Raw genomic sequence first — 24678 nt, forward strand, 5'->3', positions numbered from 1 at the left:
CTGAGTTGCTACTTTATCACTAAACAAATTGTATTATAAGGTAGAAACTCAGTATATCAGTCAAATACGCCATCGACCAGATTGACAGCTTCAACCTTCTTGCTGTCAACGATTTTAGCGTATATCTGGGTCGTTTTCACGTTGGAGTGGCCGAGCAGCTTGCTCGTGGTATAAAGGTCTGCGCCCAATGTCAGCATCATCGTTGCGAAGCTGTGCCTCGACGTGTGGTAGGTGATTTTCTTGGTGATACCGGCCGCTTTCACCCACTTTGCCAGCACCTTGTTTATGTTGGGTTCGGCAATCAGCCCGTCAAACACCTTGCCGTCATCCGGGGCATCGCCACGTTCAGGAATCCATTTCATCGCCTGCGAGGAAAGGGGAAGGAATATCGGGGTCGTGGTTTTCTGCATCACGACAGACGCGCGCCACTGTTCCCCATCTTTGGACAAGTCACGCCAGCGGAGTGCGTAAATGTCACTGAGCCTCAGACCACAATAGCAGGCGAAAAGATAAGCACGTTTCACATCCTCCCTCGGACATTCCGTCGCTATAAGGGTCTTTATCTCGTCCACGGTAAGGAACTCACGCTTGCTCTCCGGCACCTTGATGCGCTCGGTCGGGGTAAGCGACATGAACGGGTTTTCGGGAATGATGTCAGCCCTGACCGCCGCGTTCAATGCCGTGCTGAAGTAGCCGACATAATCCGACATGCTTTTCGGACTCAGCGGATTGCCCCACGTGGTCTTGTATTCGGACTGGAGCCAGCGGATGAAGGCAACACAGAAGTTCTTGTCGATGTCACCCATGCGCACCTTGTTCTTTCCTATATAAGTAGAAACAAGGTTAGACACCGTACCCAACAGTTTCACGCCTCTCACACCTCTGCGTTTTTGTTCCTCATAGAATGTCCGCATCCAGTCCGACAGCAGCATCTTTGACCTGCCTGATGTGTTCTTCAGTCCGGCCTTGTTGTTGGTCAGTTCGATTATCCGTTTTGACTTGATGGTCTCCACAGCCGCCAGTGTGGCCCTGTTCTGTTCCTTGACACGGGCATTGATTTCGGGAAGGCGGTAGAGCTTAAGGAACTCGTACTGCCTCTTGCCGTCCACATAGATGTCAAGATAGTATGACTCGGAACCGTCCGCAAGTTTCTTGGTGCGCACCTTCACCGGTTCCTTCAGTTTTGTCTTTTTGCCGTTTGCCGCCATATATAATAATATAATAAGGTATTACGATTTATGATTTCAGAATACGGAATCCGCAAGGTTCACCGCCTCGTCCTTCTTCCGGTCGATTATCCTCGCGTATATCTGGGTGTGCTTGACCGAGCTGTGTCCCAGCAGTTTCGACACGGTGTACAAGTCCGCTCCGAGGGTGAGCATCATCGTTGCGAAGGAGTGCCTGCTTGTATGATAGGAGATATGCTTCCTGATTCCTGCCGCCTCCGCCCACTTTTTCAGGTTCTCGTTCACGTTACCGTAATTGACGAGGTTGCCGAACACATAATCATCAAAGGTGCTATCTCCTTTTTCGGGCATCCATTTCAATGCCTGTCCTGACAGGGGAATGTATAACGGCTTGGTGGTCTTCTTCATCACGACCGAAACGAATGTCTGCCCGTTCTCGGTATAAACATCACCCCATTTGAGGTTTCTGATATCGCTGATGCGAAGACCTGTAAAACAGGAGAACAGATAAGCCCTCTTCACAAGTTCGTTGGGGCAGTCCGTGGTAATCATGCTCCGTATCTCGTCAATAGTCAGATATTCACGCTTGCTTTCCGGCTTCTTTATCTTCTCGATGGTCTCAAGTCTGTTCCACGGGTTCTTGTCTATGAGTCCTTCGCGTACCGCTTCGTTGAGCATGGTGCGGAAAGTCTGGCAATAGGTGTCTGCGGTTCTCGCGCTGACGGGCTTCCCTGTCAGGCGGTGCTTGTATGTGTTGCGGAACCAGTCAATCATGTCAAGGCAGAACTGCCTGTCAATATCCGAAAGGCGGGTGTCAGGACGGAACATATGCAAAGCCTTTTTCACGTTGCTGATGCTACCCATGTCTCTTAAACCCCGTTTTTCGTGGTTGTCATAACAAGTTTGAAGCCAGTCCGAAAGTAGCATCCCCATACCGGAACCGGCAAGTTCCATTTGGGCTTTTGCATTCAACAGGGCTTCGGTTCTCGCTTGCAAGATTTCTTCCGCATCCCGGAGTGTGCGCGCGTTCTGACGCTTCGCTGTAGAAGAGGTTTCGGGCAGGAGGTAGAGTTGCAGGAACTCGTACTCGTGCCCGCCGTCCACGCTGCGGTCGAGGAACAGGGACATGCGTCCGTCTGCCAGTTTGCGGCGGCGTAACTTGAACGGGGATTTCTCCACCAGTGATTTCCTTTTTCTTCCCATTGTCCTTCAGTGTCTTATATTCACCTGCAAAGGTACGAAATAATCCGCAAATGAGTATCGTTTTAGGTAACAAAAATGAAGAATAATAGTGATTTTTAAGGAATGTATCAGAAATCATCTGATTTACGGAAGCATCTAATAATCAGCATTTATATAGATTTTCTCCGCTTTTATTTTCCCTTCTTTTGCATACATTGGCTAATGGGCTATAACCGAAAGCCGTTCTTCTTTTTCGGTGGCTGGGTGTGCGTCTCTCTTACGGACTGGACTTGCCTGTTTCTTTCAGCCTGTTTCTGTAGGTATTCGTTCAAGTCCTTGCATCCGCTGTAGGTCTGCGAAGCGTCACGGATGTATAAGTCTCTGCCGTATTCCATACGGATTTGCCGGAGTGCTTCCATCCCTGCACGGTCATTGTCAAAGAAACAATGTATGCGCTCGTAACTACCCAACGGATAGAGAGCCTTGCTCACATTCGATACAGAGTTCAATACCATATAATCTTGTCTGTCCAGTTCGGGAAATTTCGGGCAATTTTCCAATCTCAAAGTAAGAAATGAAAGATAGTCCATAAATCCCTCGAACACATAACAGGTATTCCTTGCTTTCCCCGACTGTCTGATATGGGAGATTTCCTTTGGGGCGATGCAGCCCTTGAAATAACGGTTACGAATCTCATAGCCGCCCGATATGTTTGGAAAGGCAATGGCGAAATACCGTTTGCCGTTGTTGGTGAAATGAGCTTCGCGGCATTCTCTTTTCGCCAGTTCCGTGTTTATTCCCCTTTCCTGCAAATAGGAGAGCAGGGCAGGAGAAGAAAGCGGTACAATCTCCAGTTGTTGAAAACGTGGCTCGGAAGATGACTGCTTGCCAAAAGAGAAAGAATCAGGACGGATATGTGGTGTCTGTTCTGCTATGCGTTCTAATATATAAGGTATATGGTCGGTAGCATATAAGTGTGAAGCCAGTTCGATGATGCCGCCGCCTTTGCCGAGTGCAAAATCATACCATTGGTTGCGCTCGGTATTTACCTTGAACGAGGCTTCGGTTTCTTCCCTTAACGGTGATTTATACCATAGGTTGATACCCTGTTGTTTGACGGGAGAATATCCCAAACTGTGCAGATAATCCGCTATCCTGATTTGCTTGGCTGTCTGTATATCCATAAGATAATTGTTTGAGTAGTTAATGAATTGATTTATTTTTCTTTTCGCCCGTACCATTTTAAGAAGTACGGTCTATATAACCACTTCACTAAATTGTCGTATATATAGAGTACGGCAATAAAGTGAAGCGGTTTATCCATTCCTTGCATCACTTCGCTTTATCCTTAATATATAGACCCACAGAATAAAGTGAAGCGAGTGCAGGTAACGGGTTAATAGTGGAAGTCGGGCATGAATGTGTATTTTCTGCCGTTCTCCTGCACTATCATCCGTTTGTTGCGAAGCATGGTGATGAGCGGTACCGCCTTTTGATGGTTCAGCTTTACACCTATTGACGTATAGCTTTTGATTAAGGCATCTTCCAGTTCCTTGTAACCGTATTCCTCTTTCAGCCCGAAAACGGCTTCCAATGCGATACGGTGCTGCTGCTCGGTAATATGCCTGTAAGGGTCGAACTTTTCCTCTTCCGGTCTTCCCGGTTTCTTCGCTTCGGGTTTGTAACCCTCTATGAGTTCAGGCAAGGCACTGTCATTGATACGAAAGGCAAAAGGCTCGAAATCCATTGCCCGGATGTGCATGGCTGAAACATTGCTTATATCTCCGTTGCTTTTGTCTTTTTCCACCAGCAATACGGTTTCCGCCTTATTGTTCAACTCCGTGCCGATATGCCCTCTCGCATTCTCATCCCCTTTGTTCTGGTGCAGTATCGTATGGATATGTATCTGCCTGTCGTCCGTCCACTGCATCAGTTTGGATATGATGCGTGTGGATTCGCCGGGGCTGTTGATGTCATATACCATGTCACGGATGCCGTCTATGATTACAAGACCAATGTCGGGCGTATTATAGATAGCCTGTTCGACAATCTTTATACGCTGCTCAGGTGTGTATTTTCTCAAGGCGAGAAACTCAAGGTTCTCATTATCCCTGTCATCAGGCAAGCCTGCCATCCGTAAAATACGTTTCATGACTTTCAGACAATGATAAGGACTTTGCTCCGTATCAACATAAAGCACTTTCCGCTTCCCGTCGGAGAGTTCCGCTACATACCGCAACACTGTGCCATTCTTCAATGCAGCGGCTACGATAGCCGAAACATTGAATGTCTTTTTACTTTTGGCTTTGCCGATGGATGCACTGAAATTGCCCAATGTCCCAATGACAGAACCATGCACTTTGAGGATTTCAGGTGCTTTCTCATAACTTTTCGACAGACTCAAACGTGAGGCTTGCCAAAGGATTACGGCTTCTTCTGCCGATATGTCCTTAAACTCTTTCATATAGTCCATAGCCATTCCTCCCGTTATTTCCGTCCTCCGGTTTTCTTTCCTGCCAGTTCAAGGGCAAGCTCCACATCCACGATAATCTTGCGTCCTATCTGGGTGATGGCTTTGTCAATCTTTCCGCTTTTCTTGATGCGGTTGGCGGTTGGCAGGCTGCACCCAAATAGTTTGGCTATGCCCAGTATTCCGTACACATACTTTCTTTCTGTGTCCGTAACGGGTCGTGGTTGCACTTCCACTTGATGGGAAGCGTGTTTGCTCAGGAATATGAACTCTTCGCCTGTCATCTGCCAGACGGGTTTTAATAATAACTCTTGAAGATTTGTCATCGTTCAATCTATTTAGCCGTTAAACAATCAGCCCTGCGCACTGGCTGTTATCTCTGTTCTCGAACGATGCAAAATTAGGTAGGGGCGTGAGTGGTAAGGATGTGGTTGGTGTAAATGGAATATCCTGTTATTTCTCTGAATATCAGATAATAAAAATACCACTCAAAAATTAATTTGAGTGGTAAAAGTGGTAATTTCGTAAAATGTCAGGACATATTACGGATTATCGGAATATTGCGTCCATTTCTTTGGCGAACTTTTGGTTACTGTCACTTGGAAAATCCGACACCGGTTCCTTGTACTTTGACTTGTAGTAGTTCTCGTCAATATCCAACTGTTTCAGGATTGTATTCTTCCATTTATCCCTGTCTTGTTTGGGCAGTCTTTCACTCATCAGGAATATCAGGTAACACACCCGTATCTTTTCCCTTGCCTTGATTTTTAATCCCTTTTCACAGGAGGATAGGTTCATGTTGGCATAGAAGTCGTGTGTTGTAATATCTTCAAACTGTTCCCCCACACAGACTTTATGAATAAGCGAAAGTAATTCTGCATCGAAATATTCGGGTTGCTCCTTTGGCGCATCCTGCTGTTTCTCTTGCTTGCTCGTTTCATCCGGCTTGTCTTTTGCTACGGGAATATATTTTGCTAATATTTCCATAAAATGGAAACTCAATTTATAAATATCTCCGCAACAGTTCTCAATATATTGGAGAGATTCCTTTCTTGCCTGCCTTTCCAATTCATAAAGCCTGTCCAGTTCTTCTTTTTCCTTCTCATATTCAGCCTTGCAGCGTTCATACTCCTTTTCGGCTTGCTTTTCTTCTGCTGCCGTATGTACCCTGTAGCCAATGGAATCATACCTGTTGTATGCTTCATTCAAAGGCTTGCTTAATTTTTGTGTAACCTCCAATTGTGCCTTTATATCAGCGTCATATCTGCCTGCGAAGTTGTAGCATACACGAGAAATTACCTCGTTATCAAACAATGGATGTTTTTCGTAAATCAGTATGTTTTTCTCTATTTCGGTTCTCAGGCTGTTGAGAACTAGAGTATATTGTTCCTTCGGTTTGTCAAGCACCAGTTCAAGGATGGCGGCTTCGAAAGCTTTTGTGTCATTGTATTGCTTGTAGAAGTCCGTGATGAATTTCTGCCTGTCAAAAGAGAAAGTATGGCTGATTATAAAGTCGCTGTATATCCGATTGAGTTCACCATATTTGGGAATCATAATCTGTATTTCTCCTGCCATATACGCTTAGTTTACGGGTTCTTATCTTTATCAAGAAAGGAAGTCAGTTCTTCCTCCACTTCCTCTATACTTGGCAGAGCCGATTTTAAGTTTTCAGGTATAGCCTTGCTCAACTGGTAATCGCTGATGCCTATCGGCTGGTCGTAGCCTGTCAATGCGTATTGCGCTACAACTTCGTCTTTCCCCTTGCACAGCAACAACCCGATAGTCTTGTTGTCATGCTCTCCCCTCAGTTTATCATCCACTACATTGATGTAGAAGTTCAGTTGTCCCGCATACTCCGGTTTGAATGGGGTAGCCTTTAATTCTACTACAATGTATGCGTGTAAGGGAATGGAATACAGAATCAAGTCTGCATAGAAATCGCTGTTACCAATTTGAAAATGCTTCTGTCGGGCAACGAAAGCAAAGCCATTTCCCATTTCCAGCAAGTAACGTGTGACGTGCTTAACCAGTTGTTCTTCTATGTCCCTTTCGTCCGCCTTTTCCTTAGTTCCAGCCAAGTCAAAGATGTATGGGTCTTTTAGAAGGTAATTGGCAAGGTCGCTTTGCGGTGCAGGAAGCGTGGCTGTGAAATTGTTAATCTTGTTGTTGCTGATTTGTCTGCTATACAGATTGGTTTCAATTTGTATTTTAAGAACATTGCTGCTCCAGCCCATTTCCACGGACTGTTTCATGTACCAATAGCTTACACCCAATGGAAGCGAACTGTTAAGCATAATCACATGGCTTGCCCAATTGGTTCTTGCAACAGGTGATGCCATAAATATGTTTTCTATATCCTTAATTTCCATACGGTAAATGTCGGATACGGTTTTGGCAACATTATGAATTTGTGCAAGAGGTTCTTGCGTGATTATAATTTCTTTGTTATCAACGGATTGAATTTGCGCAAGAGGCTCTTGCGTAAATTGCACATCGTTTAAGTAGCGTACTTCGTCTGCAATTTTTTCCACGCTTGGAGCTATCAGCTTTGCGTCCGTTTCAATGAAATTCTGTAATGTCCTTAAAGGATACGCCTTTGCAAACTGACACATATAGGTAAGGTTGCGTTCCGAATAGCCTTTCTTTTCAGGGAAATTCAGCCGGATAGCCTTTGCCAACTGTTTGATGGTTTTGCTTCCCCATCCGTGCAGTTGCTGATGATAGAGAATATAGTTGCCCATTTTCCAGTAGTGGAACAACATTTGCGCATTGGCTGCGGTAATCAGCCGTACTTGCGCCTGTTGTATTTCTGAACCGACAGCATTTATAAATGCGTCAAAGTTCGTCTTTTCTATGTTATGTCCGTTGTTGTTCATCTTATGATATTTTCAGAATACAAATATACTTCAATGGTGGTAATCCATGAAACTAATTGATACTTTTATAGTTGATTAAACTTGTTCATGGCGTTTGCCCTGATGTCATCCGCTATGTCAATATAGGGTTTCATGGCTTTGTAATCACTGTGTCCAGTCCATTTCATAACCACCGGTGCCGGAATTCCGAGTGCCAACGCATTACAGATGAAAGTCTTTCTTCCGGCATGGGTACTTAACAATGCGTATTTGGGTGTGACTTCATCTATGCGCTCATTTCCCTTGTAGTAGGTTTCCCGTACAGGCTCGTTGATTTCCGCCAGTTCACCCAGTTCTTTCAGATAATCGTTCATCTTCTGATTACTGATGACGGGCAATGCCATGTGGTTCTCGAAATGAACATCCTTGTATTTTTCAAGAATGGCTTTGCTGTGGTCGTTCAGTTCGATTATCAGGCTATCCGCAGTCTTGACTGTGGTGACTTCAATGTGGTCGGGCTTAATATCACTTCTTTTCAAGTTACGGACATCCGAATATCGTAAGCTCGTGAAGCAACAGAACAGAAAGACATCCCTGACACGTTCCAAATACTGCTTGTCATGCGGTATTTGATAATCTTTCAGCTTGTTCAGTTCATCCCATGTCAGGAATATTACCTTTTTAGGGGTTGTTTTCAATTTGGGCTTGAATGCGTCGTATGCAATGTTCTGATGATGCCCTTTTTTGAAGCTCCAACGCAGGAACCATTTGAGAAATCCCATTTGTTTACCGATGGTGCTGTTTCTCATGTCCTTTTTGTCACGCAAGAAATTGACATACTCATTTAGCCCGAATTCGTTGAAGTATTCAAAGGTTACATCCTCCTTGAACTCTTTGAGGTGATTTCTTACCGCTGCAAATTTCTCGTATGTGGATGCCGTCCAATTATTCTGGTTGCCACACTCTTTTACAAACTCATCAAACACTTCCCAAAAACTAATCTGTGCTTCTTCCTGTTGTTCTTCACTGCTGTCTTTCATCCGCAGATTGAACGCATCCTTTAGCTGTTGGGTGGTGGGTATGGTTTCCTGCACCTCAAACTCCTTGAACACGTTTTGCATTTCGGCATAGTATTTCAGCAAGTCTGCATTGATTTCGGATGCGCTTTGTTTCAGCTTGTTGGTGCATCCGTTCTTTACCCGTTGTTTGTCGGCATCCCATTTGGCTACGTCAATCCGGTAGCCTGTTGTAAACTCGATGCGTTGGCTTGCGTATATGACACGCATACGGATAGGCACGTTCTCTACGATTGGCACACCGTTCTTCGTCCGGCTCTCCAATGCAAAAATGATGTTACGTTTGATATTCATAATTGGGTGCGTTTGAAATTCTACACCCAAATATACACCCAAAAATTGAAATAGCAAAAGGCATTTAGAAAGATTTAGATTTACTTTGCATTGTATATAATATATGATTATCAGTGATTTGCAATTTTATGATATTTTCTGAAAGCATAGGTTCTGGAGCCTCTCTCTCCGCCACCACAACCCCAAGTCCTTGCAAGCAACCCTTGCAAGGACTTCTTTTTTGCGGGTCGCCGCCCCACCCGGTAGGGACGCGATACATCGCGTCCGCATCAACAACACGTAACTTTTGCGCCCGAATAAACCGCGAATAACATTTTATGGATGCGTTGACTCTGAGGCAAATTACTTGCGGATATATCGACAATGGGGGCAAATTATTTGCGGATATGTCGATAATGGTAATTTATTATTTGCGGACGCGATGTATCGCGTCCCTACGTTTGCGGTGTCGGAGCAGCTTGTCGAGGGGGCTTCGGCCGGGTTTTGACGGGGGATTGGGTGCCGAAGTCGGAAGTTGGGCGCATGCGGAATGAACCGGCTGCCATTCTTTTTGACTCGTGCAGACAGGCACCATTTACACTTTTTTTATTCATAAAAGGGAATTTTAAACCCTGCAAAGTCATTGCCATTCAAATAACTGCAAGCATTTCAGCATACTTTTTTGCAATTAGTCCTAACTTTTGCGGGTCAGCGCATCCTCACTGAATTACGACTGGAAATCATCCCCAACGCCTAACCACAAAATAATCACGGGAATTTTCGGTTAGCGAGGCCGGATGAGGGCTATTTTGTTGGCATAGTGGGGGAAGGTAATTATGCCGTTTACAACCGTCGCAATTTGTCCGGTATATAGCTCCACCAGCTCCACTCCATCATCAAAAATTCCTTTCACGATTATCGGCTCCCCATCAACAGGAAGTACCCTAATCAGTATCGTATCGTTATCGTTATAGCGGATACAAGTGTGTACATCGAGTGTCTTCTGCCGTCCTGAACCTATAACCGGGTTAGAGTTACGTATCGTTCCAAGCCTTTGAAAATGTTTAAGTTGGGCACAGTCAATCTTATTCCAGTCCATATCAGAACGAAATGCCTGATCACTGTCGACATTAAACCTGGCATCGCTCAACTCACGGCCCGTTTCATCGCCATAAAACACTTGCGCTACTCCCGGCGACAAAAGTAGCGTAGTAGCACAGTCAATCATATTTGACATATCGGCATCACGATGATATGAGTTATTCAGATAACTGAACGGATGCCAGTCAGCGTGAGCCGCAACGCTGTCGGCATAGGCCTGCCATGTGTACACTATATTATCAAGGTCGCCATATTTCGGAAAAAAGAAGTTGACCATGCTGGAAAAACCGGCTGCGGCATACTCGGGCTTATAATCAATCGAAGCATTGTCGAAATCCCCGGTCATATAGAATTTGTCGGTCCACTTCGATGCAGATGATTCGGGATGAGCACTACGCCATTTTGCAAGAGCCTCATTACAAGCCAGGTTAAGTTCTTTCCATCGGTAAGTATGCACATTTTCAACTATATCACAACGAAAGCCGTCGATTCCAAACTCCTCTACCCACGATGAAATCCATGCGATTAAATATTGCATAGGCGACCACTTGCGATCTTTTCGATACTTGCGCGCCGACGGATTAACCCAGGCATCATTTGTTGAGCCTTCCCTATCCCATTTGCGATGAAAGAAATCAGGGATGGCCACCGGAGAGTCACTCTCATCCTTGAAGTCGGGCAGTCCGAACAGTGTAGCCTCCAACAGATTGCTCTCATCCCAATCCTCATCAGGCATGCGAATCCAACCGCGGTCATACCAACCGTTCCAATCAAGTCGGCCGGCGTAAAAATCATCATAGCTCCAGTCACGACTATGCCGAGCAGCCTCAGCCTCGGTCAAACCCGTATCGGCAAATCCGTTCTGGACGGCATCCAGCAATGTAGGATAACCCGGGTCATTCAGGTTGGCTCCAAGCATAACGCGTATTCCCTGTGAATGAAGTGTGTCAACAAGTTCACGGAATTCCTCAACCGTTCCATAATTTTTGTCTATCTGAGTGTAGTCAAGCGGATAATACCCATGATAGCCGTAGTGCGGAAAATCATTCACGGAACCCGACCCCGACATCCATCCATGTATCTGTTCGTAGACATCGGTCATCCACACTACATCAATACCCAAGTCAGTGAAATAGTCCTCCTTCGCCTTTTGGAGCATACCTTTAAAGTCGCCGCCATGGAAAGTAGCGGCATTCAACTGCTCGCTTCCATAGTCCACAATGCGGCCATAATTCACATCGTTGGCCGAATCCCCGTTACAAAACCTGTCGGTTATCACGAAGTAAACCGTGGCATTACCCCAGTCAAACTCCGATGCCCGTGAATATACCGCGTGAAAATGCGCCAAAAGAGGCAGAATAAAAAGCATGTATAACTTTCTCATTTCAAGATAATTTTTTTCACAAAATTACCTTGTCAAATCCATGCCCGCGATACTGATTTATAACCACATCGGCTACAAAATTCCCATAGAAGTTGCCGCCATTATTGCCTCAACGGAATTACCCACGCTCAATCGCTCAAGAATATTTTGCCTGTGTCGGTTTACCGTATGTATGCTGATTCCCAATGCATCAGCTATCAGCTTGCTCGGCTTCCCATCCTTTATTAACATAAGTATCTCCTTTTCGCGCTCGGTCAATATACTACCCTTTCTATCGGCGAAAGAGAACCTTATTATTTCGCCTGAATGGTTATTCTTTATACGAGCGTTGATGCCGTTATCATCCATTTGATAAGGCGACAGATCGTAACAACACAGAATCAGCCATATTTTCCCTAACGGCGAAGGCTTCAATATTTGAGTACTATTGTCCAATATCCGATAATTACCCTCATTGTCCTTCACCCTTATGCGGCATGTGGCCTTGTAACGCAATTTCTCTTCAGACGACAAAGTATCCACAAATTTGAAGTACTCATATTCCAACATTCTCTTTTCCACAAGATCCTCGGGATGAAGCCTGGTGTATATGACATCCTCATCGCTTGAGCAAATCTCTTTGTAAACGCATGGTTCATCAGCAATACCGAGCAACGACACCAGTTCCCCGCCGAAAAGATAACAATAATCGTGTGCGGCATCAGTTATAACGCAACAGGCATTAGTAACCGAAACCATACTATCAGCCATCTTCTTGCATCGGTCAATCTCATCAATATCGAGAATTTCGTTCTCAAGATGCTGGGATGAATAAATATGATTAAGCTCTTTTCGCAATACATCCATGATTATGTTGCTATTTTTACAAGTTGGAAGCCATTACTGATTTTGTAAAGTTAATCAAAATATCCAATATATATATCATTGCCCACAAAACCTAAAAATCTTCGGGACATTACCATGCGCCTGTGAAGACAATGGGGCAAAATTATTTGCGGACGCGATGTATCGCGTCCCTACGTTTGCGGTGTCGGAGCAGCTTGTCGAGGGGGCTTCGGCCGGGTTTTGACGGGGGATTGGGTGCCGGAGTCGGAAGTTGGGTGCATGCGGAATGAACCGGCTGCGATGCTGATTGCGCAGCTGCAGGGGCAACAGATTCCGTCTTAGCGGATTCCCGGCGAGGCGATTGAGCGGCCTTTGCTGCGGCTTTGCGGGCGCGGGCGAGGCGGCGCAATTCACGTGCGCGGTAGCGACGGCGAATCGTTGGCATAATTAACATAAATATGGCGCGTGGCACGCCGGGCGTCACCTCAACCACCGTCAAGTCGCGCTGATAAGCTTCGATTGCGGCGCATATTTCGTCACGATAGTGTTTCGGCAGTCGGTCGACGGCATCTTTCCACTCCTGATCAAATTTTAATCCCTTACCTTTTCGGCACTGTGCATTCATTGTTGTATTTTCCATAATTTTGTTTTTTATGCAAATATAGTGCGCCGAAATCCCGAATTTCACCCCATAATGTCGCGAAGCGCATTTTAAATCGGTAAATTTTACTTTTGCTCTCGACTTATTCGATTGTTGGCTGTGCCCAAATAGGACATTTATCACAATTGTGCTGCTTATTTTCCATATTACTTCTTACGAAAAAATGTTTTCAATTTTGCTATGCCTTCAACTCCGAGTATTGTAAGTCCACCGTACTGAAATGTTTTTGCCAGACCGAAAAACACTACCCATAGTATGCCTTTTATTCCAGCACTGATAGGAAGAGCCATCTGGGCAAACGATATTATATAACACGGTATACACAATGAGAGGATGATGACACCTGTACGGAAAGACATCCTTGCAAGTAACTTTCTGATATTCATATCATCATTCTGATATTTAGGCACATATAATTATACTGTCTTCAAACATATCCACTTAAACAGACATTTTATGTCGGGGTTAAGAGTATGCAAATGTACACAAAATACTCCAAATTTCGTGTTTGATACTTATTTATAAACATCTGTGTAAATGTCAGCCAAGATTTGGCATTGCGCTCGACTTATTCGATCGTTGGCTGCGCCCAAGATACTCTCGCTCGGCAATGCCAAAATAAATTTGGCATTGCGCTCGACTTATTCGATCGTTGGCTTCGCCCAAGATACTCACGCTCGGCAATGCTCAAATAAATTTGGCATTGCGCTCGACTTATTCGTATCTTTGTATAAACCCAAATTTAGGATTATGAACTACAGGATTTTAGGAAAGACCGGCTATAAGGTGAGCGAAATCTCACTCGGCACATGGCAACTCGGCAGCAAATGGGGCGATCCATTTGACGAAAAAGTTGCACGTAACACACTTGAAGCTGCTTATGAACAAGGCATCAACCTCTTTGACACAGCCGACATATATCAGGACGGCATGAGCGAAAAGGCTGTAGGCGAATTCGTAAGGAGCAAATCTGAAAAAATATACGTTGTCACAAAATGCGGACGAAAACTCAATCCGCACGTTGCCGAAGGCTACAACAAGGACAACATAACCCGCTTTGCACTAGATTCGCTCAAGAATCTCGGCGTGGAAAGCCTTGACATGCTGCTGCTTCATTGTCCGCCCACCGCTGTTTATCATAGCGACGAGGCATTCACAACCCTCGACAACCTGAAGTCGCAGGGCATAGTCCGCAACTACGGCGTAAGCGTGGAGCGCATCGACGAAGCCATCGCGGCAATGCAATACGGCATATCGGCCATTGAAGTGATATTCAATATGTTCCGCCTCCGACCGGCCGACGAGCTCTTTGCTGCGGCTCATGAAAACAATGTCGGCATCATTGTCCGCGTTCCACTGGCAAGCGGTCTGCTCACAGGCAAATTTAACGAAAACTCCGTATTCGGCGAAAACGATCACCGCAACTACAATCGCGACGGAAAATTCTTTGACAAAGGCGAAACTTTCTCGGGAATCGACTACATGACCGGCCTAAAAGCAGCCAAGGAACTTAAAGAAGCCCTCGGCACCGATAATTTGGCCGAAACTGCATTGCGCTACATTCTCATGTACCCCGAAGTAAGCACCGTTATCCCCGGCGCAAGCTCTCCACAACAGATTGTCGACAATGCCCGCGCTACACAGTTACCGCCGTTTACCATCGAACAGATGGCAATCGTGCGTGACATCTACAATCGCTACATACGTGAGCAAGTGCATGACAAATGGTGATTACAATTTGTCACCATTTATGGCATATTTGATTTCAAGCAAATGAACAAGTAAGCAAATCTTGCACAAAAATAGAAATTTGCTACATTTTCACCCCTTGTAGAATACACAAAAGCAAAATATTGTTAAAACAACAACAATTTGTTCAAATATATTTTGCAGATACCATAAAAAGCCATACCTTTGTAACGTGTTTTTCATGGTATTAGATTTAAGGTTAACTAAGATTGGTTGTCGTGACGACAATCAATTTTTTTATGCCCTTACATGACCTGCCTCGCCGAAGAAAAAATCCGGCCAATAGAATAAAATTAAATACAATCAATATGGATTATGATTATCATAGTATCAGAAGGTTATTTGTAATATAAAAAAGGGGGAAAACGGGAGGACGGGTCAAAGTCACGGTAATAAGGTGTTAGAGATAAGAAGTGCAAGTGTGCATTGTGCTGTGAATTACAATTAACAACGGGCCTTCACCTCAGCCCCCACATAAATGAAGCACAAAATCTTCTATTTTGACAATCGCCCCCGACTGTCCCGATTCCCCCTAAGGTCAAGTCGTTCAGTCCATTTCCAATGTCCAGTTCAACGACTGTATTCTTATTTCAAGTTCACGCAACTCCTTGGATAGTGCGTCACACTTCTTGCGCAGCTCGGCCACGTTGACAGTGCTTATGACCCTTATTTCGGTAAGAGTGTGTCGCGGAGTAAGATCGCTCGCCGCGTCAAGAAATCCGCGCATTATGTCGATGTGACGCTTCAATGTGTCACGCCGTGCAATAAGTGCGGTCATCGTAGTGCCGTCGTCGGCCACCACGCGGCTGTTGGCGATGTTGATTTTCACTACGAGTTGCTCAAGTTGCTCAAGCAGTCGATTGAGTTCATCGAGCAGCTCCTGCGGATTCTCGCTTGGCGAGGAGCCCTCCTGAACCTTGGCGTTATTGTTGAGTCGCATCGGCATCTGTGCGATACGCTTCTGCAGGTCGGCTCTTATCTGTAAAGCTTCAGCTAATTTCATATAATGTAATCATTAAATTAGTATATTAATAACAAAAATAGAATGCAGTCGTTTACCGTCAACCGTAAATATTCGCACCTTTACGAAACATGTCCCTCATGCGGGTCACTGCCGACTTGGGCGACAACACCTTCACTCCGCCGCCGAAACTCATCATAACGGCATAGAATTCAGGGTTCAACACCACATCGACCTCAAATGTCATCGAACCGTCGTCATTGCACCTATCAACACAACGCTGCGAGTCATGAACGGGCTTGGTGAGAATGTAGGAAGCCTGCGAACTGTCGGCCCAAAACCTCACAGTAGCCTTTGGCAACCGGGAATGCTTGGTGACGCCTATAACATCGTCAAAGAAATGATCGTCAAAGTCGGGATCGTCACGATATGGGATGTCGGGACAAGGATTCACCTCAAGGATGCGGTCAAGCGCAAAATTAAACAGCTTCATGTCACCGGCACGCGAGCCGAAAACAAACCATCGGTTGCGATACTCCTTCAGCAGATAGGGAAATATGAAATACTCACTCGGATGACGCGCGTTGAACGAATGGTACACCACCCTGATTGTAGTGCGCGACGAAATGAAATCATATATCACGTTGAGCCATTCAAGCCCCTTCAGCCGACGGTTACGCTCAAAGTCAACGATAGGCCGCCGCTCGGTCAACGCCACCCTATCCTGCAATCGGCTGACAACATCGGCCATGTCGTGATAACGATCAAACTCGTCAAACCGGCGCAAGATGTCGATTGCTCCGTTGAGCAGCTCAATGTCATGGCTCGACAACGGCAACCGGCTTATCGAGTAATCAGGGTCGGAGTAACGATAATATTTTCGCTCATACACCTCTATGGGAGCTTCATAGCCGAGGCGGTCGGAACGCATCATCTGCAGGTCAAGCTGCACGGTGCGCACACTCACCTGATCGTCCTTCCCCTCGTACTCATACAGCGCGTCGGAACATGCATCCACAAGATCCTGCAAAGTCCATCGCCTGGCTGTGTTGCGCAGACAACGGTCGATGGTGTGGTAGCGTAAAAGAGCGTTCTTGTTTTGCGACATAGCGGAAAAAATTTTTACAAAAATATCATATTTTATTTATCTACGCAAAAACATTGCGCAGATGCCCCTGAACTTTGTCGCAGAAACTTAAAAAACATATCAATCATGGAAGTAACAACAATCAACAACATCGTGGTAAAGAACTGGGCGACAGGCCTCGACCAACATGCCGTTCAGGAGGTGGAAAATCTGTGCAAACTGCCGTTTGTATTCAAGCACATAGCTCTGATGCCCGACGCCCACGGAGGAAAAGGGATGCCGATAGGCGGAGTGCTGGCAACAAAGGGCGTAGTCGTTCCCAACGCTGTGGGCGTCGACATAGGCTGCGGAATGTGTGCGGTAAAGACCAACATAAAAGTAGACGACATAACTCAGGAAGTGCTCCGCAAAAAGATACTGCGCGGCATACGCAAGCAGATTCCGCTCGGACGCGCCCACCACAAAATCGCTCAGCCTGAAGAGTTCATGCCCCAAGGCCACAACCTCGAAGCCACAGTAGTAGTGGCCCGACAGCAGATGTCGGCCATGAAGCAAATAGGCACTCTCGGCGGAGGCAATCACTTCATCGAGCTGCAGCGCGACGAGGAGGACAACCTGTGGATAATGATACACTCGGGCTCGCGCAATCTCGGCAAACAGGTGGGCGACTACTACAACGAGAAGGCCGAGGCACTGAACCGTCGATGGTTCTCATCGGTTCCATCCGAAATACAATTGCCGTTTCTGCCCATGCGCACCGACGAGTTCCGCCAATACTGGGCCGAGATGAGCTACTGCATCGACTTCGCTCTCGCCAACCGCCGACTGATGATGCAGCGCATCCAGGAAGTGATAGGCGAAGTGATGCCGGGAGCCGAATTTGAGCCGATGATAAACATAGCCCACAACTATGCCGCATTTGAGAAGCACTTCGGCGAGGATGTCATCGTTCACCGCAAGGGAGCCACTCTCGCACGCGAAGGATCCGTAGGCATCATTCCCGGTTCGCAGGGCACATGCTCTTACATAACCGAAGGGCTTGGCAACCCGGAATCATTCATGTCATGCTCACACGGCGCAGGACGACGGCTGTCGCGCTCCGAGGCTGTAAACACCCTGTCGATGGAGAGCGAGATAGCGATGCTTGAACGACAAGGAATCGTTCACTCGATACGCACAAAAACCGACCTCGAGGAAGCGGCCGGCGCCTACAAAAACATCGACGAAGTAATGGAAGCGCAATCGGATCTCGTGAAGATACGCACCAAATTGATGCCAATAGCCGTAATAAAAGGATAAAAACAACGGGTAGAGGCCGACAATTAGCGATTTCAATTGTTTACATATTGAACAATAATAAATTATAGGAATGAAAAAACTGATTATGGCCATATTACTTATTATGGCAACTGCAAGTGCAGCCCATGCCGCTTTCGATAAATACACAATCGATCGCAGCAATCTGCCGCAAGCTGCACAGGACATTCTTCAGGAGTACTTCCCGAAAGCCAAGGTGAGCATGATAAAAATAGACAAGCATCTGCTTAAAAAGACCGACTACGACGTGAAGCTGGTAAACGGAACCAAAATAGAGTTCAACAACGCCGGCAAATGGACATCAGTCGACTGCAAGACTCGAGAAGTGCCTCAGGGACTTATCATGAAACCGATTCGCAACTATCTGAAGAAGAATTTCAATGACGAGAAGGTTGTGAAAATCGAGAAGAAGTCATGGGGATATGAACTCGAACTGTCGGACGGAGTGGAACTGAAGTTCAATCTCCTCGGACAATTCAAAAGCATGAGCATGGATGATTGACAGTTTCCGGGGGCGACACAGGGTCGTCCCCGGTTTTTTATATATCAGTAATTTTCACATACTTTCATAACGTTACAACGCCGGGAGATGCCGCTTATATGGATAGTTTTGATTAAATTTGCAGTCAATTTCAACAAATCAGCATCTCCATTGCTATGTCACATAACAATACAGCCCACATAAACGGACTTGTTGCAATATCGCCCATCGCCGTATTCCTGCTCTTCTATCTCGCCGTGTCGCTAATCGTAGGCGACTTCTACAAAATGCCCATAGCCGTGGCATTGATGGTGGCATCGGCATGGGCAGTCATCATAATGCGCGGAACGCCGCTGTCGAAGCGTGTCGAAATCTTCTCACGTGACGCGGGGTCGTCCAATGTCATGTACATGATATGGATATTCCTGCTTGCCGGCGCATTTGCCTCACTCGCCAAGGAGATCGGCGCGGTTGAAGCCACCGTAAATCTCGCGTTGAAGTATCTGCCGGCCGAGATGATAATCCCGGGGCTGTTCTTTGCCGCATGTTTCATATCGCTGTCGATAGGCACATCGGTGGGTACGGTAGTGGCACTCGCGCCACTCACCGTCGAGCTGGCCCAGTCGGAAAGCGGTTCCATACCCTTCTTTGTGGCCACGGTGCTTAGCGGAGCCTTTTTCGGCGACAACCTTTCATTTATCTCCGACACCACCATAGCCGCCACACGCACCCAGGGATGCAAAATGAACGACAAGTTCAAGGCCAACCTGTGGATAGCGCTTCCGGCAGCAATAGCAACCCTCGTCCTGTATATATTCATAGGAGCACGAGTGTCACACGCCGAACTAATCAACGACACCAATCCCTGGCTTATAATACCCTACATCGTGATCATAGCGACGGCATTGATGGGAATCAATGTTACGGTAGTGCTGTCGCTCGGAATAGTGACGGCAATAACAATGGGACTGCTAAGCGGATTCAAGATTCTGGATCTGTTCGGATTCATGGAAGCCGGAATCGACTCGGTGGGCAATCTGGTGATAATCACGCTGCTTGCCGCCGGAATGCTCGGCCTCATAAAGGCGGCGGGAGGCATCAACTACATCCTGTCGCTGCTCACCGCCCGCATCAACGGACAGCGAGGCGCACAGGCTTCGATAGCCATGCTCGTGAGCCTCGTGAACATGTGTACGGCCAACAACACCGTAGCCATCATAACAGTGGGCTCGCTGTCGAAGTCGATATCGCAGCGATTCGGCATCGACCCGCGCAAAAGCGCATCGCTGCTCGACACATGCTCATGCATCGTTCAGAGCCTTATCCCCTACGGGGCACAGACCCTGCTCGCCACGGCACTTGCGGGAATATCACCCGTGGCACCGTGGCCCTACATGTACTACTCGTGGATGCTTATAGGAATGGTGGTGCTATCGATTCTGTTCAAATTTCCGCGTCACCTCAACAAGAGGCCGTAGCGTGTCAATCCTTGCGCGCAGGCAGGTCCTGAGGAAGCTTGGGTGACTCCGACGGTGACTTTATGCCGTCACGTTCAAGAAGGGCGTCGATTGTGGGTTCCTGACCGCGGAATCGCTTGTACAGCGTCATGGGATGCTCGGTGCCGCCTTTCATAAGCACGTTGCGGCGGAACGAGTCGGAAGTGGCCTTGTCAAACAATCCGTTCTTCAAGAAGAGTGAGAAGGCATCGGCATCCAGCACTTCGGCCCACTTGTAGCTATAGTATCCGGCTGCGTATCCACCCGAAAATATGTGACTGAACTGAGGCGAGAAGATGCATCCGTCAACATCGTCAAACATCGACACGCTTTCCAATGCCTTACGCTCAAAGCCGACAACATCCTCTACAGGGCTCTCGATGGTGTGCCATGCCATGTCGGTGAATCCGAATCCAAGCTGACGCAAGCACGCATAGGCGGCTCCATACTGCGACGACTGCACGATTTTATCGACAAGATTCTGCGGAATCGGCTCGCCTGTAACATAGTGGCGGGCAAATCCGTCAAGGAATTCCTTCTGTGTAAGATAGTTCTCATTGAACTGCGACGGGAGCTCCACGAAGTCACGGTAGACGCTCGTACCCGACAGCGACGCATATTTAGTGTCGGCCAGCAAGCCGTGAAGAGCGTGTCCGAATTCATGCAGGAATGTTTCCACTTCGTAGGGAGTAAGCAAAGCCGGCTTTGTGCCTGTGGGCTTTGTGAAGTTCATGACAATCGTCACGTGAGGACGTACCTGGGTGCCGTCGGCGGTGACGCACTCGTCCTTGAAACCGGTCATCCATGCTCCGGGGCGCTTGCTTTCGCGCGGGAAGAAGTCGGTATATATCACTCCGAGATAACTGCCGTCGGCATCCTTTACATCGTAGGCCTTTACATCGGGATGATAGACCTCGATGTCGGCATTAGGCTCAAATGTCAATCCGTAGAGTTTTGTAGCCAATCCGAAAACACCGTCTATCACATTGTTAAGTTCAAAATAGGGACGAAGTTCCTCCTCGTTATAGCTGTACTTGGCCTGCTGTAGCTTATTGGAGTAGTAGCTGTAATCCCATGCCTTAATCTTGACGGGACGGCCTTCAAGCTGAGAGGCATAACTTTCAATCTCGGCAAACTCCTTCAACTGAGCCGGGCGATAGGCCTCGGCGAGTTCATTAAGAAGCTTGTAGACATTTTCGGGAGTTTCAGCCATGCTCTTTTCAAGGCTGTACTCGGCATAGTTTTTCTTGCCAAACAGCGCGGCAATCTCGCGACGCGTTTCGGCTATATCGGCAAGAATCTCCATATTGGAATATTCGCCCTTGGTGTTTCGACCGTTATATAGACGGTAGAAGCGCTCACGAAGGTCGGGGCGGTCGCTATATTTCATGAAAGCGGTGTAGACAGGCTGCGCGAGCGTAAACAGATACTCGCCTTCACGCCCCTTCTCCTTGGCTGCGAGAGCGGCAGCCTCAACCGAGCTTTCAGGCAAACCGCTCAGATCGTCGGCGGTAAGCCATATCTCGTAAGTGTTCAGCTCCTTAAGGACATTCTGACCGAACTTGGTAGTGAGATCGGAGAGATGAGCCGACAAGCGGCGGTATTCGTCACGCTTCTCCCCCTTCAGCTCAGCGCCCGAGCGGGCAAACGAGTCATAAGTCGTGGTGAGCAACATGCTGTCCTCGGCATCAAGATTCAGCTTGTCGCGCATGTCGTAGACTGTCTTTATCCTCTTCCACAGCCCCTCATTAAGGGAAATGTCGGTGGAGTGCTTGGAGAGCTTGCCTGAAACGCGCAGCGAAATGTCCATCAATTCGTCATCGCTCAACGCCGACAACATGGGATAGAACACGTTAAGTACACGATTAAGATCGCTTCCCGAACGCTCAAGAGCCACAATGGTATTATCGAATGTGGGAGCGGCCGACTGATTTACGATATCGGCTATCTCTTTATTTTGAATCTCAATTCCACGGTCTATCGCCTCTTCATAGTGCTTATTTTCTATCGATGAAAAGGGTACTGAATTGTGCACGGTTGCAAATTCGTCAAAAAACGGATTGGCAGTTGGTTGTTGTTGAGCCTGTAACATAATTGAAAACATTACCGAAAAGGCTAAAATCGCTTTTCTCATATATTAAAAGTTATGTGATGTCATTTCCATAAACAAAGATAATAGGAAAACATCACATAACTATCCATAATACAAATTTTAACTGCTAATCGCGCGAATAGAGGATTGCATCCACGACAAGCGGAAGCAGCGAACCCTCCACACCGGCCTTAAGCAAGTGGTTGCGGTCGGCATTATAATTATTTATGAACGACTCCACATCGCCGTTATTGGCGTCAATCGCAAGATTGTAGAAGTTTATCGCCTCGCGTATATCGCCCTTGGCAAGATTCAGGTGTCCCATATTGAGGTAATCGCCCGACGAGGGATTGTCGGTGAGCACCTTGTTGTAATACTCCTCGCTCTGAGCCATGTCGCCGGAAATAAAAGCGCACCAGGCAAGCGGGCGCCATGCACGTGTCGACTTTTCGTCGATGAAATCGGCCTTGAAATAGTAATTCAAAGCCTCCTCCGGGCGGTCAAGTTCAAGCAGGCAGTGACCGATGTTCAAGGCTACTCCGGGGTCGTCGGACTTCTTCGCCTCGATACGCTTAAAGTATTCAAGCGCTTTGGCCGGATTGCCCATAAGCTTGTAGCAGGCGGCAAGACGGCGCATAGTCCACAAGCTGTCGGCATTCAGCAGTTCGGCCTGCTCGTAATATTTCAAAGCCTTGGCGGGATTCTTGGCTTTCTGGCAGCAATAGCCCATCTTCTGATAGAGCTGTGAATCGGGAGGAAGAATTTCGCCCAATATCTCAAACACATGATAGGCGTCATCATAGTATCCGCGCTTGAAGTAGAACTCGCCCACAACCGACAGTGTGTCGACATCGGTAAGATCGGGAGCAAGCACGGCAAGCTGCAGCAGATTTATAGGACGGCTGAAGGGATCGTTGAAGTCGCCCTTGCGGCGATAAAGCTTGAAGAAACGGTACAAGTCCTGCACATACTTATTAGCTACATTGTCACGCTCGCCCGAAGGCAGTCCGAGGCTCGCGTTGCGCAATTCAAGCTCATTGAGATTCTGCGCGTCAAACTGCGAGAGCATCATGCGCCGCTGCATAGCCGGAACCGACGACAGCGCGAGGATAAATGAATACTTGTCGCCGTTGCACAGGAAAGGCGACGACAACACCAGATTGCCTATAGCCGACAATTCGGAGCCGAGTGCATTCTTGACCGTGAGATTGTCGAGATGGAAAGGCATGAACCAGTTGACAACATCGGAGAAGAAGGGGAATGACTTGAGATTGGCAAACGTACTCATGAACACATCGCCGCCATCCTCCTGCATCTTGCTGAGTTCCTTGATTTTATCGGCTATGCCCGACTTGTCGAGCAGCTCCTGCCACTCGGGGTTCTCCTCAAGATTGGCAATGTCGCCAAGCCCGTTGCCGCCGCTTATCTTTCGCGCAATGTCAGGGCGCAGCTTCAACATCTCGGGAAACACCTCTTCCTGCATCTTGCGGTTGATGCGTTCGGTGTCACGCGAGCGTATGAACTGCAGGAACACAAGCTTAACATCACTGCTCCACGAAGTGAGTTCTCGCAACGCATCAATGCGCTGACGCAATTTGCGGTCCCACAACCTCGAGCGGTTCATATACATACCAAGAAGCGCGGCACACAACGCACGCATCGACAAGTTAACCGACTGCGACTTCTCGTAAATGTCGAGGAGCATCATGACACGACGCTCGTCGTAATAGTGAGTAAGGCCGAGAAGCACGGCTGAAATGAGCATATCCTTAAAATAATCGGGAAGCACAGGCGATTCAAATGCCTCACGTAGAGCAGCATCGTCATCCGACGATATGGGATAGAGCGTCCAGACCTTGTTGAAGATTCGCTTCTCCAAATCCTCCTTGGCCATCATGCGCTCACTTGCCTGAGCCGACGAAGCATTTATCATGTTATAGGGCGAGGCTTCGTTGGAGGCCGTCGTGTATTTTTTCATCAAAGAGCCTACCGTGTCACCAGCCTGCATCTCCTCATAGCGCACGGTGCTGAAATACATCTTCGACGACTTAGGCTTGGAAAGCTGACGCGAAATGCGGTCAAGCATAGCATATATCTTGCGAACGATTGACGAATACATCTCATCGCGCTCAGGATCTACGGCACCCTGCGTAGCGTAACGTAACATCATCGAGTAGGACTCCTCCATCCTGTCGATTTCATCGGTTATTCTCCAGTCGCCGATATGCGAGCTATAATGACGCAGCAACTTGAACGCATCGCGCAATCGATGTCGTGATACGTAGTGCTCGACTTTGGATGGTATGTCGTTTATATGTATTGATGCCATGGTTACCTTGATTATACATTAATAATATTACAACAATCGCTACAGCAAAACTTATGCCAAAGTTATATAAAAATACTTAGCCGAACCCATTATCAGTCATAGGGCGTGACATGGATCCGGCAAAAACAATGGAGGCCACACCAACCGGTGCG

At 47.1% G+C, this 24678-nt stretch carries 20 protein-coding genes; 4 read left to right on the forward strand and 16 right to left on the reverse strand.

Annotated features, from left to right (window positions below):
- Positions 1-56 precede the first annotated feature (56 nt).
- The 12 genes from E7746_RS08600 to E7746_RS15285 form a co-directional block, all read right to left on the reverse strand.
- On the reverse strand, positions 57-1208 hold the full coding sequence (locus E7746_RS08600) for a site-specific integrase (protein ID WP_135472741.1): 1152 nt from the start codon (positions 1206-1208) through the stop codon (positions 57-59).
- Positions 1209-1244: 36 nt separating this feature from the next.
- Entirely contained in the window at positions 1245-2390 is a 1146-nt protein-coding gene (locus E7746_RS08605; protein WP_135472740.1) for a site-specific integrase, read from the reverse strand.
- A gap of 206 nt (positions 2391-2596) precedes the next feature.
- Positions 2597-3553: a toprim domain-containing protein gene (locus E7746_RS08610; protein ID WP_008664962.1), complete on the reverse strand. Its 957-nt coding sequence runs from the start codon at positions 3551-3553 to the stop codon at positions 2597-2599.
- A 212-nt stretch (positions 3554-3765) separates the two neighbouring features.
- Positions 3766-4842, reverse strand: a complete 1077-nt coding sequence (locus tag E7746_RS08615; protein WP_034532320.1) for an AAA family ATPase — start codon at positions 4840-4842, stop codon at positions 3766-3768.
- A gap of 14 nt (positions 4843-4856) precedes the next feature.
- Positions 4857-5165 carry a DUF3853 family protein gene (locus E7746_RS08620; RefSeq protein WP_071807639.1) on the reverse strand — a complete coding sequence of 103 codons (309 nt, stop codon included), beginning with the start codon at positions 5163-5165 and terminating at the stop codon, positions 4857-4859.
- A 223-nt stretch (positions 5166-5388) separates the two neighbouring features.
- Positions 5389-6414 carry a hypothetical protein gene (locus tag E7746_RS08625; protein ID WP_065538232.1) on the reverse strand — a complete coding sequence of 342 codons (1026 nt, stop codon included), beginning with the start codon at positions 6412-6414 and terminating at the stop codon, positions 5389-5391.
- 11 nt (positions 6415-6425) lie between these two features.
- The gene (locus tag E7746_RS08630; protein ID WP_065538233.1) at positions 6426-7715 is read right to left on the reverse strand and encodes a PDDEXK nuclease domain-containing protein; all 1290 of its coding nucleotides are present in this window, start codon (positions 7713-7715) and stop codon (positions 6426-6428) included.
- A 65-nt stretch (positions 7716-7780) separates the two neighbouring features.
- Positions 7781-9064 (reverse strand): site-specific integrase, encoded by a 1284-nt coding sequence (locus E7746_RS08635; protein ID WP_136410543.1) that lies wholly within the window; start codon positions 9062-9064, stop codon positions 7781-7783.
- A 763-nt stretch (positions 9065-9827) separates the two neighbouring features.
- The gene (locus E7746_RS08640; RefSeq protein ID WP_136410544.1) at positions 9828-11528 is read right to left on the reverse strand and encodes an alpha-amylase family glycosyl hydrolase; all 1701 of its coding nucleotides are present in this window, start codon (positions 11526-11528) and stop codon (positions 9828-9830) included.
- 72 nt (positions 11529-11600) lie between these two features.
- Entirely contained in the window at positions 11601-12374 is a 774-nt protein-coding gene (locus tag E7746_RS08645) for a response regulator transcription factor (RefSeq protein ID WP_136410545.1), read from the reverse strand.
- Positions 12375-12516: 142 nt separating this feature from the next.
- Positions 12517-12993: a DUF6291 domain-containing protein gene (locus E7746_RS08650; RefSeq protein WP_136410546.1), complete on the reverse strand. Its 477-nt coding sequence runs from the start codon at positions 12991-12993 to the stop codon at positions 12517-12519.
- A gap of 167 nt (positions 12994-13160) precedes the next feature.
- On the reverse strand, positions 13161-13400 hold the full coding sequence (locus E7746_RS15285; protein WP_135947300.1) for a hypothetical protein: 240 nt from the start codon (positions 13398-13400) through the stop codon (positions 13161-13163).
- A 364-nt stretch (positions 13401-13764) separates the two neighbouring features.
- On the opposite strand from E7746_RS15285, the gene E7746_RS08660 reads away from it, so the two are divergent.
- Positions 13765-14745, forward strand: a complete 981-nt coding sequence (locus E7746_RS08660; RefSeq protein ID WP_136410547.1) for an aldo/keto reductase — start codon at positions 13765-13767, stop codon at positions 14743-14745.
- A gap of 565 nt (positions 14746-15310) precedes the next feature.
- On the opposite strand, the gene E7746_RS08665 is transcribed toward E7746_RS08660, so the two are convergent.
- Complete coding sequence (locus tag E7746_RS08665; protein WP_136410548.1) at positions 15311-15766, reverse strand: DIP1984 family protein; 456 nt, start codon at positions 15764-15766, stop codon at positions 15311-15313.
- 58 nt (positions 15767-15824) lie between these two features.
- Positions 15825-16832, reverse strand: a complete 1008-nt coding sequence (locus E7746_RS08670; protein ID WP_136410549.1) for a helix-turn-helix transcriptional regulator — start codon at positions 16830-16832, stop codon at positions 15825-15827.
- A gap of 105 nt (positions 16833-16937) precedes the next feature.
- On the opposite strand from E7746_RS08670, the gene E7746_RS08675 reads away from it, so the two are divergent.
- The 3 genes from E7746_RS08675 to E7746_RS08685 all read left to right on the forward strand — a co-directional run bounded on the left by E7746_RS08675 (position 16938) and on the right by E7746_RS08685 (position 20087).
- Positions 16938-18110 carry an RtcB family protein gene (locus E7746_RS08675; RefSeq protein WP_136410550.1) on the forward strand — a complete coding sequence of 391 codons (1173 nt, stop codon included), beginning with the start codon at positions 16938-16940 and terminating at the stop codon, positions 18108-18110.
- Between the two features lie 70 nt (positions 18111-18180).
- Complete coding sequence (locus E7746_RS08680; RefSeq protein ID WP_136410551.1) at positions 18181-18630, forward strand: PepSY-like domain-containing protein; 450 nt, start codon at positions 18181-18183, stop codon at positions 18628-18630.
- A gap of 155 nt (positions 18631-18785) precedes the next feature.
- Entirely contained in the window at positions 18786-20087 is a 1302-nt protein-coding gene (locus tag E7746_RS08685) for a Na+/H+ antiporter NhaC family protein (protein ID WP_136410552.1), read from the forward strand.
- 4 nt (positions 20088-20091) lie between these two features.
- On the opposite strand, the gene E7746_RS08690 is transcribed toward E7746_RS08685, so the two are convergent.
- Together E7746_RS08690 and E7746_RS08695 are read right to left on the reverse strand one after the other, a co-directional pair.
- The gene (locus E7746_RS08690; RefSeq protein ID WP_136410553.1) at positions 20092-22197 is read right to left on the reverse strand and encodes a M3 family metallopeptidase; all 2106 of its coding nucleotides are present in this window, start codon (positions 22195-22197) and stop codon (positions 20092-20094) included.
- Positions 22198-22324: 127 nt separating this feature from the next.
- Positions 22325-24526 (reverse strand): tetratricopeptide repeat protein, encoded by a 2202-nt coding sequence (locus tag E7746_RS08695; protein WP_136410554.1) that lies wholly within the window; start codon positions 24524-24526, stop codon positions 22325-22327.
- Positions 24527-24678 lie beyond the last annotated feature (152 nt).

The sequence above is a fragment of the Muribaculum gordoncarteri genome, from assembly GCF_004803695.1.
Classification (GTDB): domain Bacteria; phylum Bacteroidota; class Bacteroidia; order Bacteroidales; family Muribaculaceae; genus Muribaculum; species Muribaculum gordoncarteri.

Coding starts and splice junctions, on each gene's coding strand:
- E7746_RS08600 (WP_135472741.1), bottom strand. CDS start 1,208: ATGGCGGCAAACGGCAAAAAGACAAAACTGAAGGAACCGGTGAAGGTG.
- E7746_RS08605 (WP_135472740.1), bottom strand. CDS start 2,390: ATGGGAAGAAAAAGGAAATCACTGGTGGAGAAATCCCCGTTCAAGTTA.
- E7746_RS08610 (WP_008664962.1), bottom strand. CDS start 3,553: ATGGATATACAGACAGCCAAGCAAATCAGGATAGCGGATTATCTGCAC.
- E7746_RS08615 (WP_034532320.1), bottom strand. CDS start 4,842: ATGGACTATATGAAAGAGTTTAAGGACATATCGGCAGAAGAAGCCGTA.
- E7746_RS08620 (WP_071807639.1), bottom strand. CDS start 5,165: ATGACAAATCTTCAAGAGTTATTATTAAAACCCGTCTGGCAGATGACA.
- E7746_RS08625 (WP_065538232.1), bottom strand. CDS start 6,414: ATGGCAGGAGAAATACAGATTATGATTCCCAAATATGGTGAACTCAAT.
- E7746_RS08630 (WP_065538233.1), bottom strand. CDS start 7,715: ATGAACAACAACGGACATAACATAGAAAAGACGAACTTTGACGCATTT.
- E7746_RS08635 (WP_136410543.1), bottom strand. CDS start 9,064: ATGAATATCAAACGTAACATCATTTTTGCATTGGAGAGCCGGACGAAG.
- E7746_RS08640 (WP_136410544.1), bottom strand. CDS start 11,528: ATGAGAAAGTTATACATGCTTTTTATTCTGCCTCTTTTGGCGCATTTT.
- E7746_RS08645 (WP_136410545.1), bottom strand. CDS start 12,374: ATGGATGTATTGCGAAAAGAGCTTAATCATATTTATTCATCCCAGCAT.
- E7746_RS08650 (WP_136410546.1), bottom strand. CDS start 12,993: ATGGAAAATACAACAATGAATGCACAGTGCCGAAAAGGTAAGGGATTA.
- E7746_RS15285 (WP_135947300.1), bottom strand. CDS start 13,400: ATGAATATCAGAAAGTTACTTGCAAGGATGTCTTTCCGTACAGGTGTC.
- E7746_RS08660 (WP_136410547.1), top strand. CDS start 13,765: ATGAACTACAGGATTTTAGGAAAGACCGGCTATAAGGTGAGCGAAATC.
- E7746_RS08665 (WP_136410548.1), bottom strand. CDS start 15,766: ATGAAATTAGCTGAAGCTTTACAGATAAGAGCCGACCTGCAGAAGCGT.
- E7746_RS08670 (WP_136410549.1), bottom strand. CDS start 16,832: ATGTCGCAAAACAAGAACGCTCTTTTACGCTACCACACCATCGACCGT.
- E7746_RS08675 (WP_136410550.1), top strand. CDS start 16,938: ATGGAAGTAACAACAATCAACAACATCGTGGTAAAGAACTGGGCGACA.
- E7746_RS08680 (WP_136410551.1), top strand. CDS start 18,181: ATGAAAAAACTGATTATGGCCATATTACTTATTATGGCAACTGCAAGT.
- E7746_RS08685 (WP_136410552.1), top strand. CDS start 18,786: ATGTCACATAACAATACAGCCCACATAAACGGACTTGTTGCAATATCG.
- E7746_RS08690 (WP_136410553.1), bottom strand. CDS start 22,197: ATGTTACAGGCTCAACAACAACCAACTGCCAATCCGTTTTTTGACGAA.
- E7746_RS08695 (WP_136410554.1), bottom strand. CDS start 24,526: ATGGCATCAATACATATAAACGACATACCATCCAAAGTCGAGCACTAC.